Annotated in this window: 9 protein-coding genes and 1 pseudogene; 6 read left to right on the top strand and 4 right to left on the bottom strand. The window is 68.9% G+C overall.

Annotated features, from left to right (window positions below):
- Positions 1–30: 30 nt before the first annotated feature.
- Positions 31–675, bottom strand: coding sequence for a bifunctional 4-hydroxy-2-oxoglutarate aldolase/2-dehydro-3-deoxy-phosphogluconate aldolase (eda, locus tag AL346_RS18700; protein WP_019404084.1), 645 nt, complete (start codon positions 673–675; stop codon positions 31–33).
- A gap of 193 nt (positions 676–868) precedes the next feature.
- Here eda and AL346_RS18695 point away from each other — a divergent pair, with 193 nt between their 5' ends.
- Complete coding sequence (locus tag AL346_RS18695) at positions 869–1,882, top strand: heparan-alpha-glucosaminide N-acetyltransferase (RefSeq protein ID WP_157672276.1); 1,014 nt, start codon at positions 869–871, stop codon at positions 1,880–1,882.
- A 60-nt stretch (positions 1,883–1,942) separates the two neighbouring features.
- On the opposite strand, the pseudogene AL346_RS18690 reads toward AL346_RS18695, so the two are convergent.
- Positions 1,943–4,368, bottom strand: a pseudogene (locus AL346_RS18690) (ribonuclease E/G).
- 651 nt (positions 4,369–5,019) lie between these two features.
- Between AL346_RS18690 and AL346_RS18685 the strand changes: the two are divergent.
- From AL346_RS18685 to prfB, 3 genes are all read left to right on the top strand, one after another.
- Positions 5,020–6,297, top strand: coding sequence for an N-acetylmuramoyl-L-alanine amidase (locus AL346_RS18685; RefSeq protein WP_019404081.1), 1,278 nt, complete (start codon positions 5,020–5,022; stop codon positions 6,295–6,297).
- Positions 6,298–6,466: 169 nt separating this feature from the next.
- Positions 6,467–8,881: a penicillin-binding protein 1A gene (locus AL346_RS18680; RefSeq protein WP_026015462.1), complete on the top strand. Its 2,415-nt coding sequence runs from the start codon at positions 6,467–6,469 to the stop codon at positions 8,879–8,881.
- A gap of 131 nt (positions 8,882–9,012) precedes the next feature.
- A protein-coding gene (prfB, locus tag AL346_RS18675) for a peptide chain release factor 2 (RefSeq protein ID WP_096335495.1) occupies positions 9,013–10,141 on the top strand; the annotation gives its coding sequence in 2 pieces (ribosomal slippage) (positions 9,013–9,081 and positions 9,083–10,141; 1,128 coding nt in all).
- A gap of 17 nt (positions 10,142–10,158) precedes the next feature.
- Here prfB and AL346_RS18670 read toward each other — a convergent pair.
- Together AL346_RS18670 and bcp are read right to left on the bottom strand one after the other, a co-directional pair.
- Positions 10,159–11,376: a M23 family metallopeptidase gene (locus tag AL346_RS18670; RefSeq protein WP_053193946.1), complete on the bottom strand. Its 1,218-nt coding sequence runs from the start codon at positions 11,374–11,376 to the stop codon at positions 10,159–10,161.
- 71 nt (positions 11,377–11,447) lie between these two features.
- Positions 11,448–11,909, bottom strand: a complete 462-nt coding sequence (gene bcp / locus AL346_RS18665) for a thioredoxin-dependent thiol peroxidase (protein ID WP_053193945.1) — start codon at positions 11,907–11,909, stop codon at positions 11,448–11,450.
- A 349-nt stretch (positions 11,910–12,258) separates the two neighbouring features.
- Here bcp and AL346_RS18660 point away from each other — a divergent pair, with 349 nt between their 5' ends.
- The gene (locus AL346_RS18660) at positions 12,259–15,603 is read left to right on the top strand and encodes a DUF3971 domain-containing protein (RefSeq protein WP_019404384.1); all 3,345 of its coding nucleotides are present in this window, start codon (positions 12,259–12,261) and stop codon (positions 15,601–15,603) included.
- A 164-nt stretch (positions 15,604–15,767) separates the two neighbouring features.
- Entirely contained in the window at positions 15,768–16,229 is a 462-nt protein-coding gene (locus AL346_RS18655; protein ID WP_019404383.1) for a cupin domain-containing protein, read from the top strand.
- Positions 16,230–16,270: the final 41 nt, after the last annotated feature.

Here is a 16,270-nt window from a genome sequence, read left to right as displayed (position 1 = left end):
AAGCAGCCGGCGAGGGCAGCCGCAACCGGGTCAGGCGGCGCGCAACTCGTCGACCCGCCTGCGCGCCTTGGCCGCCTCCTCGCGGATCGCGGCCCAGTCGCCGGCCGAGACCGCCGCTGGCGGCGTCAGCCATGTCCCGCCGACGCACATCACCATCTTCTGGGCGAGGTAGTCGCCGAGATTGGTCGTGTTGACGCCGCCCGTCGGGCAGAAGACGACCTTGGGGAAGGGGCCGGCGAGCGCCTTGATCATGGCGATGCCGCCGGCCTGCTCGGCCGGGAAGAACTTCAGGGCCGTGCGGCCGCGCTCGCCCGCGCGCATCACTTCCGAGGCCGTGGCGACACCGGGCAGCCAGGGCAGGCCTGCCGCCTTGGCGGCATCGTCCAGCGTCTCGCTGAACCCGGGGCTGACGACCGCCTTCGCGCCGGCGTCGCGCACTTGGGCGAACTGGGCCGGCTGCACGACCGTGCCGGCAATGACGAACATCTGCGGGCATTCCCGGGCCACCGCCTCGATGGCGGCGAGGCCGGCCTCGGTGCGCAGTGTGAGCTCGATTACGTCGATGCCGCCGTCGAGAAGGGCTTGGGCCAGCGACACGGCGGCCGCCGCGTCCGGCACCGAGACCACCGGGATGACGCCGCAGGCCTTCATTCGCTCGATATGGATGTCGCTCATTTCTGGCTCCATGGCTCACCGGTCTTTCCCTGCTTTTGACGCGAAGCGCAGACAGCCGCAAGCCCGTTTCAAACGATTTAGCAGAAAGGTCCGTGCCGGCGTTCATCGGGCGGCACGTTCTCGCAGCGGGCAAAAGGGGCTATGAGCGAGGAAGCCCGCGCCGAAGATGCGCGAAGGAGCCGGAGGTGAATGCATGACGTCCGCCAGACACGGATCGTCCCTGTCCGCGACCATGCAGGACGAGGCCTCCCTGCGCGACGCCGGTGTCCATGGCCACGGCCGGCTTCTCGGCATCGATCTGGCGCGGGGCGTCGCGCTCCTCGCCATGGCGGTCTATCACGGCGCATGGGACGCAAGCCATCTCGGTCTCACGAGCGTCGACGTCGTCAACGATCCAGGCTGGCGGCTCTTTGCCCGGGCCATCGCCGCCTCGTTCCTCCTCATCGTCGGCTTCAGCCTCGTGCTCGCCCATGGACGCGGGATCCGCTGGCAGGCCTTCCTGCGGCGGCTCGCGGTGATCGTCGCGGCGGCGGCGGCGATCACCATCGTGACCTTCTTCGCCTTTCCGCAGAGCTACATCTTCTTCGGCATCCTGCATTGCATCGCCCTGTCGAGCCTGCTTGCCCTGCCGTTCCTGCGGCTGCCGCCGGCCGTCGCTGCGGCCGCCGGCATCGCCGTCGTGGCGGCTCCGTGGCTCGTCGCATGGCCGCTGTTCGACCTGCCGGCGCTCGCCTTCGTCGGCCTCGGCACGCAGGTGCCGATGTCGAACGACTATGTGCCGCTCTTCCCGTGGTTCGGGCCGGTGCTGCTCGGTGTCGCGGCCGGCCGGATAGCGGTCGACCGAAACCTGACGGCATGGCTGCGGACCAGCCGGACGCCGGGCATGGTCGAGCGTCTCATCGCCTGGACCGGCCGGCACAGCCTGGCCTTCTATCTCGTCCACCAGCCCGTGCTGTTCGGTCTCATGTTCCTTGCCGCCCAGGCGCTCGGCATCACGCGCCAGCCTTCCGTGGCAGCAGGCTTCGTGCCGCAGTGCCGTGCGAGCTGCGAGCAGGCCGGCGTCGCGGCGGCTGAGTGCACGCGCTATTGCGCCTGTGCCGACGCGGCGATCCGGCAGGAGGAGATCGACCTCGCGGACACGTCGGCAGACACCCGGGGGCGTGTCACCGCCATCGTCAACCGCTGCCGCGCCGCGGCGAGGGAATAGCCAAAAGGAAAGCGGCGGGCCGGGGCCCGCCGCTTCCTGAAACCGACAATTCCTCGCGGCTCAGCCGCCGGTGAGGCTGGCCTTGGCGCGGGCCCACCAGCCCGTGCGCTTCGGCCGGTTGGCATCCTCCTCCGCCGGCTCGGGCTCGGCCGGCTTCTGCGGTGCCGGAGCGGGGATTGCCTCGGGGCCGGGGCGGGCTGCTGCGGCTGTGCAGCAACCACTTCCTCCTCCGCCTCATCGGCGGGGGGCGCAGCTTCAAGGTCGGCGGCAGCTTCCGGCGCACGTTCGGCCTCTGCGGCGGGCGAGGCCACGGCCTCATCGGACGCGCGCTTGCCGCGCGTCGGACGACGCGTCCGGCGTCGCTTGGCCGGCGCAGCCTCGTCCGCCTCGGCGGCGGGCGTCTCGGCCGGCTCCTCGGTGGCGGCTTCGGCCACGACCTCGGCCACGGCGTCCGGCTCGGCGGCCGGGGCATCCGCGTCATCATCCTCATCCGACTGGAATTCGGCCGCGGTCCCGGCGTCGGCCGGCGCAGCCTCGCGACCTTCGCCACCCCGTCCGCCGCGACGGCGACGCCGACGGCGGCGACGCTTGCCGTTGCCGTCCTCGCTGCCTTCCTGTCCGGCGCGGGCCTGCTGCGGGGCCTCCTCGGTCACGTCCTCCTCTTCATCGGCGACGTCCGGCTCTTCCTCGATGACCGGCGCGCTCTCGATGCGGATGCCCGTGGCCGGTGCCCGCGTCTCGCTGCGCAGGACGGCCTCGCCGCGCTCGATGGTGAAGTTCGTGGTGCCGGAGAGCGTATCGTCCCCGAAGATCGAGATGCCGACGTCGAAGCGCGTCTCGAGCTCGCGCAGGTGCACGCGCTTCTGGTTGAGGATGTAGAGCGCGACCTCGGTCCGCGTCTTCACGACGACGTTGTGCGCGGCGCTCTTGAGCAGCGCCTCCTCGATGGAGCGCAGGATGTGCAGCGCGACCGAAGCCGTGGCGCGGACGAAGCCCGAGCCGCCGCAGTGGTGGCAGACCACCGTGGAGCTTTCCAGGACGCCGGTGCGGATGCGCTGGCGCGACATCTCCAGCAGGCCGAAGGCCGAGATGCGGCCGACCTGGATGCGCGCCCGGTCGTTCTTCAGGCACTCCTTCAGCTTCTTCTCGACGGCGCGGTTATTGCGCTTCTCCTCCATGTCGATGAAGTCGATGACGATGAGGCCGGCAAGGTCGCGCAGGCGCAGCTGGCGCGAGATCTCCTCGGCCGCCTCGAGATTCGTCTTGAGCGCCGTGTCCTCGATGTTGTGCTCGCGCGTCGAGCGGCCCGAGTTCACGTCGATGGAGACGAGCGCCTCCGTCGGGTTGATGACGATGTAGCCGCCGGACCTCAGCGTCACCTGGTTGGAGAACATCGCGTCGAGCTGCGCCTCGACGCCGAATCGGGCGAAGAGCGGCTGCGGGTCCCTATAGGGCTTCACGACCTTGGCATGGCTCGGCATGAGCATGCGCATGAAGTCCTTGGCCTCGCGGTAGCCGTCGTCGCCGGAGACCTGAACCTCGTCGATGTCCTTGTTGTAGAGGTCGCGGATGGCGCGCTTGATGAGCGAGCCTTCCTCGTAGACGAGCGCCGGAGCGGACGACTTCAGCGTCAGCTCGCGCACGCTCTCCCACATGCGCAGGAGATATTCGAAATCGCGCTTGATCTCGGCCTTGGTGCGGGAGGCACCGGCCGTGCGCAGGATGACGCCCATGCCCTCGGGCACGTCGAGCTCCTGGGCGATGGTCTTGAGGCGCTTGCGGTCGGTGACGTTGGTGATCTTGCGCGAGATGCCGCCGCCGCGCGCCGTGTTGGGCATCAGCACCGAATAGCGGCCGGCGAGCGAGAGATAGGTCGTCAGCGCCGCGCCCTTGTTGCCGCGCTCTTCCTTGACCACCTGGACGAGCAGCACCTGGCGGCGCTTGATCACCTCCTGGATCTTGTACTGGCGGCGCAGGGGACGGTGACGGCGGTCCGGCACCTCCTCGCCGACGTCGGCGCCGCCGAGGTGCTCGATCACCTCTTCCTCGCCGTTCGCCTCGGCCGTTTCGCCCTCCGGCGCGGCGGCATTCTCGTCCGCCTCGGGCTCGGCGCTCACGGTCGCATCGTCGCCCTTGCGCGAGCGCTTGGACTGGCGGCGGCGGGCGGCGCGCTCCTCATCCTTCTCGGCCTCGCGCTCGGCCTGGGCCTCCTCGGCCAGCAGCGCCTGACGGTCGGCGACGGGGATCTGGTAGTAGTCGGGATGGATCTCGCTGAAGGCGAGGAACCCGTGGCGATTGCCGCCGTATTCGACGAAGGCGGCCTGCAGGGACGGTTCGACCCGCGTGACCTTGGCGAGATAGATATTGCCGCGAAGCTGCTTGCGATTGGCGGATTCGAAGTCGAACTCTTCGACGCGGTTACCGCGGACGACCACCACCCGGGTTTCTTCCGGGTGGGAGGCGTCGATGAGCATCTTGTTTGCCATGTTGAACTCTCATACGGGCGACCTCCGGCGCATGCCGCTGGGCAATTCCGTGCGAAACAACGTCTGCTCCGCCAGCCGGAAGGCGGCAGGCGGCGTCCGTCGACAGGTCGCTGGCGCACCGCTGGATACGGGCGCATGGGGTGACGGGAATGCGGTGGTGTGGAAGAGCTGGAGCAAGCCGTACGAATATCCCCCGACCATCGCGCCGCGTCCTGCGGTCGGCGATGGAGCAAGCCGGGCGATCGCTGTCGGGCTGCCCATAGTCCTCCGATCCTTAGCCTCGAGACGCCGGTGCCGCGGGAAAGGACCGGGACCGACGTGAAAGCGTTGCGGACGATCCCGCAACGAAATGACAACCGCCGCTTCGGCACGCCGCTTCAAGGCCGCGCCCGCCTGCCCATGGGGAGGGGGACTGCCGCGGCACAGCCGCCCGATTTGAAAAAGGCGACCAACGGCGACGCCGAAAACAGAGTCGCCTTTTCATTACAGACGCATGCGGCCATTTGGCAAGAGTCATGAGCGATTGTTGCAGGAAGGCCACGCATGGAATGCCAGCGTGGCCGCGCTGGTGAAGAAGTATTAACCAAGGCCTTCCTATCTCTTAATGGATGGTTCCTTGAAGAAACGGCGGTGGGACAGGGGCCGCTTCCAATGGCGCGCATCGGCATCGAGGCAGGCGGGAAGGGCGGGGCGGTGAAACGCCGCGCCGCGAGGCTGTTCGCGGCCTGCCTTGCCGCCGTCGGCCTGCTGCTCGCGCACCCTGCCGCGGCCCAGGATTCCGCGGCGCCTTCAGGAGCGGCTGTTGCCGTGGCCGCCGACATCAAGGTCGAAGGCGCGGCTACCCGTCTCAGCCTGACCCTGTCCCGCCCCGTGGAGGCCAAGGCCTTCCTGCTGGAGCGGCCCGACCGGGTCATCATCGACCTGCCCGAGGTCAATTTCCAGCTGCCGGCCAATGCCGGGCGCAAGGGCGCCGGGCTCGTCGCTTCCTATCGCTTCGGCCTCTTCGCCCCGGGCCGCTCGCGCATCGTCATCGACCTCGCGCAGCCGGCCCTCGTCGAGCGCATCGACAGCCGGGCTCTGGGGGAGGGCACCCTGCTCGTCATCGAGCTTTCCCGCACCGACCGGGCGAATTATCGCAAGACGGCGCTCAAGCCGATGGTGGAGCCCGAGCCGCTGCCGGCCGCCGCCGCACCGCAGCCGGTTCCGCCGGCGGGCGACAAGCCGCTCATCGTCATCGATCCCGGCCATGGTGGCGTCGATCCCGGGGCGATCGGCGTCAACGGGGTCGCCGAAAAGGACGTGGTCTTCGCCTTCGCCGAGCGTTTCAAGCTGCGGCTGGAGGAGACGGGGCGCTACCGGGTCATGATGACCCGCACCAGTGACACCTTCGTCTCGCTCGGCGGTCGCTGGCGCATGGCCCAGAAAGCGGGGGCGTCGCTGTTCGTCTCCATCCATGCCGACACGCTGTCCGACAGCAGCCGCGTGCGCGGGGCGACCGTTTACACCGGCTCGGCCTTCGCCAGCGACGCCGAGGCCGAGCGGCTCGCCGCCAAGGAGAACCTCGCTGACCAGATCGCCGGTGTCGACGTGGTCGAGGATCCGAACGAGATCGCCGGCATCCTGGCCGAGCTGACCAAGCGCGAGACGCGGGTCTTCTCGCTCGATTTCGCCAACAAGGTGGTGAACGGCCTGCGCGACGTCGTCGCGCTCAACAAGAACCCGCTGCGCTCGGCCGGGTTCATCGTCCTCAAGGCACCCGACATTCCCTCCGTGCTCATCGAGCTCGGCTATCTGTCGAGCGCCAAGGACGCGGACCTCCTCGTGTCCGACGCGTGGCGCGACAAATCGAGCGCCGCGCTCGTCGAGGCCGTGGACCGCTTCTTCGCGACACGCCTCGCCGCCCAGCCCGACGCCGCAGTTTCTCCATAGATGCGCGGGATAAGAACCGAATCGTTCGGCTTTCCGTCCTCTTTCAGGCTGCCGTTTCTGGTCACGCGGGGCAGGCTCGTGTTAGGGAGGGAGCGCCGGCGCATCGGGGGATGACCACCGGCGCCGCTGTGGCGGCGGGGAGAAGCAACGGGCGACGGGCCTTCAACGGATGCGTTTGATAGTTCGCTTTCTTGGATTTCTGTTCACGGCCGGGGCGATTCTCTTCGTCATCGGGGCGTCCGTGGTCGGCTTCTTCGTCTGGAAATATTCCCAGGACCTGCCGGACCACAAGCAGCTCGCCAATTACGAGCCGCCGGTGATGACGCGCGTCCATGCCAGCGACGGCAGCCTGGTCGCCGAATATTCGCGCGAGAAGCGGCTTTTCCTCCCCATCCAGGCCGTCCCGAATCTCGTCATCGAGGCCTTCCTGTCGGCCGAGGACAAGAATTTCTACCGGCATAACGGCGTCGATCCCGAAGGCATCGCGCGGGCCGTGGTCTCCAACCTGCGGTCGTCCGGCCGGCGGCAGCAGGGCGCCTCGACCATCACGCAGCAGGTCGCCAAGAACTTCCTGCTCACCAACGAGCAGACCTACGAGCGCAAGATCAAGGAAGCGCTGATCGCCCTGCGAATCGAGGCGGTCTATTCGAAGGACAAGATCCTCGAGCTCTATCTCAACGAGATCTACCTCGGCCTCGGCAACTACGGCATAGCGGCCGCCGCGCTGAACTATTTCGGCAAGTCGGTGCACGAGCTGACGCTGCCGGAGATCGCCTATCTTGCGGCGCTGCCGAAGGCGCCGAACAACTATCACCCCTTCCGCCAGCGCGAGGCGGCCATCGAGCGGCGGAACTGGGTGCTCGACCGCATGCTCGACAACGGCTACATCACGCGCGAAGAGGCCGATGCCGCCAAGCGCCAGCCGCTCGAGGTCAATCCCCGCACGCTCTCGCCCAACACCTATTCCGCCGGCTTTTTTGCCGAGGAGATCCGGCGCGAGATCGTCGAGCGCTACGGCGAGAAGGCGCTCTACGACGGCGGCCTGTCGGTGCGCTCGACCTTCGACCCGAAGATGCAGGCGATGGCGCGCAAGACCCTCGTCGACGGCCTCGTGCGCTACGACGAGGCGCGGGGGCTGCGCGACCCGGTCGAGACGATCGATCTCGCCAGCGGCGAGTGGGGGGCGGCGCTTGCCGACATTCCGGCGCTCGGCGACGTGCAGCCGTGGCGGCTCGCCGTCGTGCTCGAGGTGAGCGACCGCGAGGCCACCATCGGCCTGCAGCCGGCGCGCGAGATCTCGGGCAAGCTGTCGAGCGAGCGCGAGACCGGCAAGATCCTGCCGGACGGCATCAAGTGGACGCGCAAGGCCCGTCTGACCCAGGCGCTCAAGCCCGGCCACGTGGTCTATGTCGAGCCCGTCGCCGACAAGCCGGGGCAGTACCGGCTGCGCCAGATCCCCGAGGTGTCAGGCGCCATGGTGGTGATGGACCCCAACACCGGGCGCGTCTTCGCCATGGTCGGCGGCTTCTCCTTCGACCAGAGCGAGTTCAACCGCGCGACGCAGGCGCTGCGCCAGCCGGGTTCCTCGTTCAAGCCGTTCGTCTATGCGACGGCGATCGACAACGGCTATACGCCGTCCTCGATCATCGTCGACGGGCCGATCGAGATCATGTCCGGCACCGAGGTGTGGCGGCCCAAGAACTACGACGGCAAGTCCACCGGCCCGCACACGCTGCGCTACGGCATCGAGCGCTCCAAGAACCTGATGACGGTGCGCCTGGCCCGTGACGTCGGCATGCCGCTGATCGGCGACTATTCGAAACGCTTCGGCATCTACGACGATCTTGCGCCCTACCTGCCGATGTCGCTCGGCGCCGGCGAGACGACGGTGCTGCGCATGACGACCGCCTATTCGATGTTCGTCAACGGCGGCAAGCGCATCAAGCCGACGCTCATCGACCGCATCCAGGACCGGTGGGGCCACACCATCTACAAGCACGACGAGCGCATCTGCCAGGGATGCGACGCCGACGAGTGGCGCAACCAGCCGGAGCCGCAGCTCGTCGACAACCGCGAGCAGGTCATCGATCCGATGACGGCGTACCAGATGGTCTCGATCCTCGAAGGCGTCGTGCAGCGCGGCACCGCGACCGTGGTCAAGAGCGTCGGCAAGCCGCTCGCCGGCAAGACCGGCACGACGAACGAGGCCAAGGACGTCTGGTTCGTCGGTTTCTCGCCCGATCTGGCGGTGGGCATCTATCTCGGCTACGACCGTCCGCGCTCGCTCGGCAATTCGGCGACGGCCGGCCAGTATGCCGCGCCCATCTTCCGCGACTTCATGACGCTCGCGCTCGACGGCAAGCCGGCGACGCCGTTCCGCGTGCCCCCGGGCATCAAGCTCATCCGCGTCGATCTCGCGTCCGGCCAGCGCGCCGGGGCGGGCGGGCGCACGATTCTCGAGGCGTTCAAGCCCGGGACGGCGCCTCCGGACGGCTATCTCGTCGGCTACAGCGACGCTGCGCCCGAAAGCTACGGTGCCGCCCCGCCCGGTGACGTCGGCAGCGGCTCCGGCGGCCTCTATTGACGGCCTCCATCGCCCCTTGCCGCCTCGCCACGGTTTACATCCGGGGCCGGGCTGGCTAAGAGCGCTGATGCGTCCGGCGTGAACGGCATGGCCGGGCGCAATCTTCCACCGATTGCAGGATGAAGGCGAGCATGCGCGCCGAAATCGAGACGTTGGTTGATGCCGTCAAGCAGTCTGTCGGACTGCTGAGGAGGCATCTTTGACTGGGATCAGGCCAAACGCCGGCTCGCCGAGCTGAACAACCTCGCCGAGGATCCCTCGCTGTGGAACGACGCGGAAGCTGCGCAGAAGATCATGCGCGAGCGCACCGCCCTCGAGGAGAGCATCACGGCCATCGAGCAGATCGAGCGTGATCTCGCCGATGCCGTCGAGCTCATCGCACTCGGCGATGCCGAAGGCGATGCCTCGGTCGTCGAGGAGGCGGAGGAGACCATCCGGTCCCTGCAGGCGGAGGCCGCGAGGCGCCAGATCGAGGCCCTGCTGTCCGGCGAGGCGGACCAGAACGACACCTATATCGAAATCCACTCCGGCGCCGGCGGCACCGAGAGCCAGGACTGGGCGCAGATGCTCATGCGGATGTACATCCGCTGGGGCGAGCGGCGCCGGTTCAAAGTCGAGGTCATGGAAGTGACCGACGGCGAGGAGGCCGGCATCAAGTCGGCCACGCTCCTCGTCAAGGGCCACAATGCCTATGGCTGGGCGAAGACCGAATCGGGCGTGCACCGCCTGGTCCGCATCTCGCCGTTCGATTCGAATGCGCGGCGGCATACGAGCTTCGCCTCCGTATGGGTCTATCCCGTGGTCGACGACCGCATCGACATCGCCGTCAACGAGTCCGACTGCCGGATCGACACCTTCCGCGCCTCGGGCGCCGGCGGCCAGCACGTCAACACGACGGATTCGGCCGTCCGCATCACCCATATCCCGACCGGCATCGTCGTCGCCTGCCAGGCGGAGCGATCCCAGCACAAGAACCGGGCCACGGCCTGGGCGATGCTGCGGGCGCGCCTCTACGAGCGCGAGTTGCAGATGCGCGAGGAGAAGGCGATGGCCGAGGCGGCGTCGAAGACCGACATCGGCTGGGGCCATCAGATCCGCTCCTACGTGCTGCAGCCCTACCAGCTCGTGAAGGACCTGCGCACGGGCGTCCAGTCGACGAGCCCCCAGGACGTGCTCGACGGCAGGCTCGATCCGTTCATCGAGGCGTCGCTCGCCCAGCGCGTCTATGGCGGCGAGGTCGAGGTCGAGGATATCGACTGAGCGGGCGAGGGTGCCGGCTATCGCCTGCCATAGAGGCGCGCGCCGGCTGCGATGAAGCGCTGCGGATCGACGGGGTCGCCGCCGATCCGCGTTTCATAATGGATATGCGGGCCCGTGGAGCGGCCCGTGCTGCCGGCGCGCCCCACCACGTCGCCGGCGGCGATCGTGTCGCCTTCCGTGACCGCGAAGCCGGAAAGATGCGCATAGCGCGTCGTCACGCCGCTGACGTGCTCGATCTCCACCATGTTGCCATAGCCGCCGCTGTAACCGGCGAAGACGACGGTGCCCGGCCCGGTGGCGCGGACCGGCGCGCCGTAGGAGGCGCGGAAGTCGAGCCCGGTGTGAAGGGCGGGCGCGCGCAGGAAAGGATCCAGCCGGACCCCGAAGGGGCTCGTCTCCTCCGTCTCCGCGGGCCGGCCGAGGGGGAGCGCGGCGACCACGCCCGCGGCCCGCGCGGCCAGGGTCAGGCTGCCCTTCAGCGTGTCGGCGAGGCTGCCAAAATGCATCGGCGCGTCGGCCTGCACCGGCACATAGGGCCCACCAACTCCCCCCGCCGCCTTTCCGGGCAGGCGGGTGAGCGGCCCGGTCGGCAGGCCGACGGAGGCGACGATGTCGACATATCGGTCGAGCCGGCGTTGCGAGGAGGCCAGCATGCCGGAGAGCGCCGATGTCTGCCGATGCGTCAGCCGCTCGAGCGCCTGGTCCGTGCGGGCGAGACGCTGCGGGGCCGGCAGGTAGCGCAAGGCGCCGAGCCTGTCCCGCGCGGCTTCGCCGCGTGATGGCCGATTGGCCGGAGGGGAGGGCCGCGTCGTGCCGGCGGCGACCGGCGCGGCGATCCCGCCCGCCGGACGGCCGACGGCTTCGATGCCGCTCGCCTGCCTCTGCAGCGCATCAACCAGCGACTGGCGGCGCTCGAGTTCTTCCTGGCGCTCCAGAACCTGCGCCACGCGCGCTTCCACGCGCTCCTGCTCCAGATATTGCCGGCTGGCGACCAGATCGAGCTGCCGGCGCAGGGCGGCAAGCTGGTCCTCGTAGGCAAGCGTGATGCGCTGCTGGCGCACGATGAGGCCGGCGACGACCGCGTCGCGAAAGAACAGCATCCAGGTCGCCGCCCCCGCCCAGGCCAGCACCGCCACGAAGACGACGATAGCCCCGACCTGCAGATGGCGGCGCGACACCCCGGCATGGCTCGCCTCGGAGCGAAGTTGCAGGTTGGGCGGGGAGAGGCGGCGCAAATCGGGTTTCTCCAGGGGGCGGAAACCCTGAAGATTAAAGTCCGTTAGGGTTAAGCATTCGCAAATGAGGGCTACAGCTCGCGCGCGGCCGCGAGAACCGCTTCCGCATGGCCGTCGACCTTCACCTGCCGCCAGATGCGGGCGATACGGCCGTCCGGCCCGATGAGGAAGGTGGTGCGCAGGATGCCCATGAACTTGCGGCCGTACATGGTCTTCTCGCCCCAGACGCCGTAGGCCTCGATCGCCTTGCGGTCCTCGTCGGAGGCGAGCGTGATCGCGAGATCGTGCTTGGCGCGGAACTTGTCGTGGCGGGCGACGCTGTCGGCGGAAATGCCGACGACGTGCGTGTCGGTGGCCTCGAATTCCCGGCGCAGGCCATTGAAGGCAATGGCCTCCTTGGTGCAGCCGCTGGTGTCGTCCTTCGGGTAGAAATAGACCACGACCTTCCTGCCGGCCAACGCCGACAGGCGCACTTCGGTGCCGCCTGCGCCGGGCAGGGTGAAATCGGGCGCCTTGTCGCCTTCCTGAACCATCGTCTCGCCTTCCTTTCGTCTGATTCTTTGCGCTAAGCCTTTCGTGAGGCGGCGAAGCGTCCGCCCGCCCGTCCACCGATTGCTTGCAGTGGAGCAGGCTGGCCGTTCTGTTCGCCTCGTCAAGGGCGGCGCGGAAAACGTCCACGCGATCACGAGGATGCCAGCCCGTCGGCCGCCATGGGGCCGGGTTGGCGTTCCCGTGTCGCACGAATCGTGGGAGACGAATGGAACGCCCCAAGGGGAACGGACCGGAGTGAACAAGCTGTTCGCCAGGAGACGTATCGAGGCCGCCGACGGCGAAGGGAAGGCGCATCGTGCGCGCCCCCGGGGTCGCCGCCGAGCCCGCCGTGTGCTCCTGGTTCTCGTCGCGCTCGTCCTCCTGCTGATCGGCGGCCTTGCCGGGCGAATCGCCTGGTCGCCCATCGAGATCGACGGATTGCCGCAGCGCATCGAGGCGGCGCTCTCGGAGCGCGTCGGCAGGGGCTGGGACGTCGGCATCGCGAGCGCCGCCATCGACTACACGCGTTATGGCCCGACCCTGCGCGTCTCCGGCATCGACATCCGCAACGCCGATGGCGCGAGCGTCCTGAAGGCGCAGGCGGGCGAGATATCGGTCAGCTCCCTGGGGCTGATGGTCGGGCGGGTGAGCCCGAGCGCCGTCGTCTTCAGCGGGCTCGACCTGCGCCTCAACGTCTCGTCGACGGGTGAGCTGTCCTTCGCCGCGACCGACGAGGAAGCGGCCCCGTCACCGGCCGCGCCGCAGGCCCAGCCTCCCGTGGTGGCGGAAGGGGCCGCCCAGGAGGAACTGCCGCTCGCCGCCGCCGTCGTCTCCCTGGTCGATCTCATCACGGACCGGGATAGCCTGTTCGGCACGATCGACCATTTCGGCCTGAGCGACGCGCGGCTGACGATCGTCGATGCCCAGCGCCGGCCGCGCGCGCGCTTCGCCGATGTGTCGCTGCAGTTCACCCGCGCCAAGGCGACGCTGACCCACTTCAATTTCGGCCTGCGCGGCGAGCACGGCCCATGGAGCGTCTCGGGGGTGGTGCGCGGCGAGCAGAAGGGAGCCCGCCAGGCGCAGGTGCACCTCGCGCGCGCGCCGGTGTCGGACCTCCTCCTGTTCGGCGGCCTCAGCCATTCGCTGGTGACGACGCGCATGCCGCTCTCGGGCGAAGTGTCGCTGTCGGTCGACGGCGAGGGACATCTCGAAGCGCTCGATGCGAGCCTGGCCGGTGATGCCGCCATCGTCTACATCGACGATCCCGACCAGCCGCCGATCGAGGTGGACGACATCGGCCTGCGCCTGAGCTGGAACCCCGGCACGCGGGCATTCGAGCTGCCCTCGGCGTCTTTCACTGCGGGCGAAACCCGCATCAACCTCGCCGGCCGGCTCTCTGCCGGCGAGGGCCAGGGCGTGCCTTGGCGGCTCGACCTCGCCGGCAAGGCCGCCGTGATCGAGCGCCTGACGGGTGGCGAAGACCCGCTCACCATCGACGACATCGCCGCTGAGATCGTCGGCGGGGACGAGGGGGGCGTGGTCCTCAGGCGTCTCTCCGTCACCGGTCAGCAGCTTGCGGTCGAGATGTCGGGCAGCGCGGGAACGCCCGACGACGAGGGCGGCCTCAAAGTGGCGGTATCGAGCTCGGAATCGGATGCGCGCGCGCTCCTCCGGCTGTGGCCGGCCTTCGTCGCCTCGGGGGTCCGGCGCTACCTCATCGACAACCTGCAGGCAGGAACCGTCCACGAGCTGTCGGTCACCGTCGATCTCAATGGCGAGGAGCTCGCCGCCTCGCGGCAGAAGAAGCCGCTGCCCCGGGAGACGGTCGACGTCAGGTTCCGGATGTCGGGCGCGCAGCTCGCGGCCGCGAAAGGCCTGCCGGTCCTGATGGATACGGCGGCGCGCGGCACGGTCGACGGCGACAGCGTCAGCATCTACCTGCCGCGTTCCGAGGTGTCCCTGGAGGGAGAGCGCAAGCTTTCCCTGTCGGAAGGCTTCTTTGCCGTGGAGGACCTGCGCAAGCCGGCGCAGGCGCGCATCAGCCTGCGCATCCAGGGCGGTGCGGACGCGGTCCTCGCGCTCGCCCGCAGCGAGGCCATGCGCGATCGGATGGCGGTCGAGCTCGACCCGGCGAAGGTGTCCGGCAATGCGGACATCCGCCTCGAACTGGCCCTGCCGCTCATCGACGAACTGACGACGCGTGACGTCAAGGCGGAAGCGAGCGGCCAGCTGAGCGACCTCGTCGTGACCGGCATTGCCGGCGACAAGAACATCGAGAAGGGCAGCTTCACGCTCACGCTCGACGGCGACCTCCTGACGCTCGACGGGGATGCGCGCCTCGCGGACCTGCCTGCGACCGTCACGCTCAGGCAGCCCCTCACCGGGGCAGGCGGGCAGGCAGCAATCAAAGTCACCGCGGACGACGCGGCGCGTACGCGGCTCGGCTTCGATTTCGGGCGGAAGCTCACGGGGCCCGTCACGGTCGCGGCCGACCTGTCGCTGAGCGAGGCGGCCAAGCGGCCGAAGAGCATCACGGTCGATCTCAGCAAGGCGGCGGTCAACGAGCTGCTGCCCGGCTGGACGAAGGCCGCGGGCCGCGAGGCGAGCCTGGCGTTCGACCTCGTCGAGAAGAGCGACGGCTATATCCTCGAGAAGCTCACGCTCGACGGCGCGGGCGCCTCTGCAAAGGGCGGCCGGGTCGTCCTGCGCAGCGACGGCAGCTTCAGCGAGGCCGAGTTCTCGCAGATCAAGCTGTCGCCGGGGGACGACGTACGCCTGCAGGTCGCCCGCGCGCGCGACGGCTTCAAGGCGACGGTGCGCGGCAACGTGCTCGACGCGCGGCCGTTCCTGCGTCAGGTCTTCGGCCGGGGCGGCGGCGACGACGCCACGGACGTCGATCTCGATGTCGCCGTGGACATCCTCGGCGGCTTCAACAACGAGCTCGTCTCCAATGCGGCCCTGAAGCTCGCCATGCGCGGCGGCAACGTGTCCGGGCTCGCCTTCAACGGCTCGTTCGGCCGCTCGCCCGTCACCGCCTCCCTGTCGCGCGGCAGCTCGGGCGAATCCTTTACCATCGTGCAGACGGCCGACGCCGGCGCGGCGCTGCGCTTCGTGGACATCTACCAGCGCATGGCCGGCGGGCAGCTCGTGCTCCAGCTGCCGCCGGCGAACGGACGCGCAGCCGGCATCCTCAACATCCGGGACTTCTCGCTGGTGGACGAGCCGGCCCTGCGCCGCATCGTCTCGGCCCAGCCGCGCGAGGGCGAGCGGGTCACCGTCAACGACGTGCCCTTCACCAAGCTCAAGGTGGACTTCACGCGCGCGAGCGGGCGCATCAACATGCGCGAGGCGGTGATCTGGGGGCCGCAGGTCGGCATCAGCCTCGAGGGCCATCTCGACCTCGGCAACGAGACGCTCGACCTTTCCGGCACCTACGTGCCGGCCTATGCCCTCAACAACATCTTCAGCCAGCTGCCGGTGATCGGCCTGCTGCTCGGCGGCGGGCAGTACGAGGGGCTCTTCGCCGTCAACTTCCGCGTGCGCGGCCCGATGGCGGGGCCGACCATGACCATCAATCCCCTGTCAGCCATCGCGCCGGGCTTCCTGCGCAAGTTCTTTGACGCGGGACGTGCGGACAGCGGGCAGGGTGGAGCGACCCCGCTTCCACCGGCACCGGTGAGCCCCAGCCAGCGGTGAGGAGCAGAAGCCGCCCGCTTTCGGGCGGCTTTTCGGTGGGGCATCATGGTCTGATCCCCCCGACGCGGGGCCATCGGAGAAGGGCGGCGACCTTGAGCCGGAGCGCAAGGCGACGGTCCTACGCTCTCGGGCCAGCGCGCCCGCTGATCGCCAAGAGGACTGCCATGCCGAAGATCGACATCGCTGCCATCCCCGTCAGCAAGGGAACCGGCTATCCGCCGCAATTCAACACCCCTTGCGCAGGAAGGCTGCGGCAGCGCCTGGGCAACGCCGGCGGGCTGACGGATTTTGGCGTCAATCTCACGCGCCTGCCGCCGGGCGGCTGGTCGAGCCAGCGGCACTGGCATTCCCATGAGGACGAGTTCGTCTACCTGATCGCGGGCGAATTGACGCTCGTCGAGGACCATGGCGAGACCGTTCTTCGCGCGGGCGACTGCGCGGCCTTTCCGAAGGGCACCGGCGACGGCCACCACATGATCAACAGGTCGAACGAGGTCGCGGTCTATCTGGAAATCGGGTCGCGCCATCCCGACGACCTGACGACCTGCTCCGACATCGACATGATGAGCGCCAATGCCGACGGCCGCTTCGTGCACAAGGATGGCACGCCGTACACGGAGACATGACGAGGCAGGGGCGGCGTTCCATCGGGCCGCTCAATCCTGCC

The organism is Chelatococcus sp. CO-6 (genome assembly GCF_001271345.1).
In the GTDB taxonomy this organism is placed as follows: Bacteria; Pseudomonadota; Alphaproteobacteria; order Rhizobiales; family Beijerinckiaceae; genus Chelatococcus_A; species Chelatococcus_A caeni.
The sequence above is the reverse complement of the archived record's forward strand: the minus strand, read 5'-3'. Positions and strand labels throughout refer to the sequence as shown.